General features: G+C 70.3%; 2 protein-coding genes. One reads left to right on the forward strand and one right to left on the reverse strand.

The features are described 5' to 3' along the window. A partial coding sequence (locus tag VKP62_05990; protein ID MEB3196738.1) for a hypothetical protein occupies positions 1 to 2,117 on the reverse strand: 2,117 nt, incomplete at its 3' end. Positions 2,118 to 2,394: 277 nt separating this feature from the next. Here VKP62_05990 and VKP62_05995 point away from each other — a divergent pair. After that, a partial coding sequence (locus tag VKP62_05995; GenBank protein ID MEB3196739.1) for a hypothetical protein occupies positions 2,395 to 2,974 on the forward strand: 580 nt, incomplete at its 3' end.

A 2,974-nucleotide genomic window follows, 5' to 3' on the forward strand; every position in this document is an offset into this window, starting at 1 on the left:
GGGAAGGAGACGTAAACCGACGATCCCAGCTGGTGCAGACCCAGCGGACCGGTGTGGTTGGCAAAGCGATGCAGCAGTTCGGGCGCCCCCCCGGTGGCGGGGATGCGCAGGAGGTGAACGGGCGCCGAGAGCGAGCTGCGGGAGGTGCCCCAGTCGCCGCCCGTGTCCTTGGGCGTGGTCACGACGTACAGCGCGGTGGTGTCCGCCAGCAACAAGGGATGCACGGTGCTGCCCAGATCGGCGAATTCTCGCACCTGCCCCCCCGGCGCGGAGACTGCTCGCAGGCTGGTGGCGCCGTTGCTGTCGGTGGTGAAGAAAGCCGTGTCGGAGGCCACCGCCAGGCTGACGGGATACGGCTGGCCACTGGCGAGCACCTGGCGGGTCTGGTCAGCCAGACGCACCCGCTGCACCGAACCGTCGTGGCCGCTGCCATAATCGGTGACATACAGGTGCGTCGCGTTCACGGCGATCGCCGTGGGCCAGCGCAGCCCCTTGCACAGGGTCGCGCTGGCATCGGGGTTGCCGAGGGCATAACGCCGCACCCGTCCCCCTTGCGTGCCGCTGCCGCCCTCGGCCACGTACAGATACGATGCGTCCGCGGCCAGGTCCGTGACCTTGTCGAGCCCCCCAATGAACAGACTGGTCGCGTTGCCCGGTACGAAGGTCCGGACCTGATTCGCATCTGCGATGTAGACGCTGCCGCTGGCGGCCACCAGGCGATGGGCGGCCTCGGTGGCCAGCGGATTCCCGATATCGTCGCGCGGGATGCCACGCACGTGGTTGTTCAGAGGATAGGCACTGTAGCTGGCCGGGCTCGCGTCGAAGCTGGGGGTGGCGGCGGTGTTGGTGTCGAGGTAGACCAGCCCACTTTCCGAGGTGCCGTTGAAGACAAAGCGCGCCGGCCGGGCCGACAGCGGGATCGCCAGCGGCGTGGCCGAATAAAAGAGGTGCCGCACCGCTGAGGTGAGGTCCACGAAGAAGCCTGCCGGCGGCACCGTGGGAGACGGCCGCACGCTGCTGCTGCTGCCCGAACTCACACTCGCCGTGGCGGTGGGCGTCGGAGTGGGCGAGGCCGGAGCCGCCGTCGCGCTGGCAGCGGGGCTCGGCGAGGCTTCGGGCGCCAGGGTTCCCGAGGCCGAGGCCAGCGGGTCGGGACTCAGCAGCGTGCCCGAGGCGGCGGGCAGTTCCTGCACCCAGTCACCCGGCGCCAGCGAGGGCGGCGGGCTCTGCTGGGCCTCGACGGCCGCGACCTGGGCGGCCTCGTTCAACAGGGTCAGGACCGTTTCGGCCACCTGGCGCAGGGGCGAATCCGGCGCCGCGATGGCGGTGACGATGTCGGGCGGCAGGGTGATCTCGCCCTCCGGTTTGACGGCCGTCAACAACTGATCGAGGAAGCGTTCCAGCACCTTGGCCGCCAGGGGCGACAGGTCGCCCAGATCCGGCAAACTGCCCGCTGCCCCCGGCCCAGCGGCCCCTCCTGGTCCTGCCCCCGGTGCCCCGGCTGCCGAGGCCACCAGCTTGACCAGGGTTTGCTCGGCCGCCAGCTTGGCCTTTTCGTAGGCCTCCAGCAGGAAGGGCAGGGCGTTCAGGGCGATCGTCTTGGTCTGCGGCAAGGTCAACTGGGCCGACAGGGCCTTGATGCGCTTGAGGAAAGCGGCCAGGGCCAGGGTGGTGGCCGGGTTGAGCGCCACGAAGGCTCCCGCGGCGGACGTTTGTGCCAGTCGATAGGCTTGCTTCTGCTGCTGACCCGCGAAGGCCAGCGCCGAGAGCGTCCGCCCGTCGCGCGTGGCCGACACGCGCAGCGGGGTACCGGGCTCCGGCAGCGGGTCGAGCGTGGCCTGAAAGGCGCCGTCCGGCCCGGTGGTGGCCGTGCCGAGCAGGCGATCGTCGTCGATGCGCCGGACCTGCACGGCGGCATTGCTGAACGGGGCGGTGCCCAGGCTAGCGGATCCCGCCAGGCCCCTGGTCGAGGCCGTCAGATTCAGCGGCTTGAGGGCCGCCCCGATGACCTTGCTGGTGGGGCTGGTCCCGGCAAAGGGCGTCAGCTGGCAGGCCGTCAGGGCCACGGCCACCGCCAGGGCTCCCGCCCGAACGCCTTTTGGATGGCCAAGCCGCATGCTCTCCCTGCCTCCCCTTGCCTGCACCCTGCTCGTTTACCCAACCCACCAGATGCCCTATCGACGACGGAGGCATTTTTTTATGTCACCAGCGGAGCCGCCTTGAAAGGTTTCCAGCGCCACCTTTTGCAGCATCCAGGGCCATCCGCGAGGCCGAAAACCACCCGAGCGAAACAATCGGAGTCGGGTACAAGCCCCTGGGCCGACCGACGGGCGGCCCCTGCCCCCGGCGATACCCAGGCGCGCGCTGGCGCGCCTCGCGATGAGGAAAACAAGCGTGCATCGAGCAGTTTTACGTCGTCCCCTGGTCCTGACCCTGGCGCTGGTGCTGGCCGCCTGCCAGGGCGGCGCACCGTCCCAGACCGCCGGCGGCGGCGTGGGCCCGGCCGGGATGGCCGGCGCGAGCGTGCCGGCCGGCATGGGCACGATCAAGGGCCTGGTCCAGGTCGGGGCCGACGGCGCCGGTCTGGTCGGCGTGGACGGCGGCGCCCTGATCGCCGCCGGCGGACGCAATTACCGTCTGTCGCAGGCAGCTGCCAGGGGCGGCAAGGTCACGGCCCGCAGCGACATCGACACCAAGGAAGTGGAAGTGGGCCCTGACGGCAGTTTTGCCGTGGTGGTCAAGGGCGGCGCGGAATACACCCTCGAAGCGGCCGTGCCGGACGGCAAGGGCGGCGTGACCAAGGTGGTTTCCCCGACCCCGGTCATGGTGCCATTGGCCCAGGACCCTCCGATCGTCGATGCCGCCAGCCTGGTGACCCGTCGCACCGGCTCGATCCAGGGCCTGATCGAACTCAAGGACGCCAAGGCCGGTGACACCCCCGAAGGCGCCGACGTCTTCCTGACCGGCGGCACCT

This window comes from Candidatus Sericytochromatia bacterium, from assembly GCA_035285325.1.
Lineage (GTDB): Bacteria > Cyanobacteriota > Sericytochromatia > S15B-MN24 > JAQBPE01 > JAYKJB01.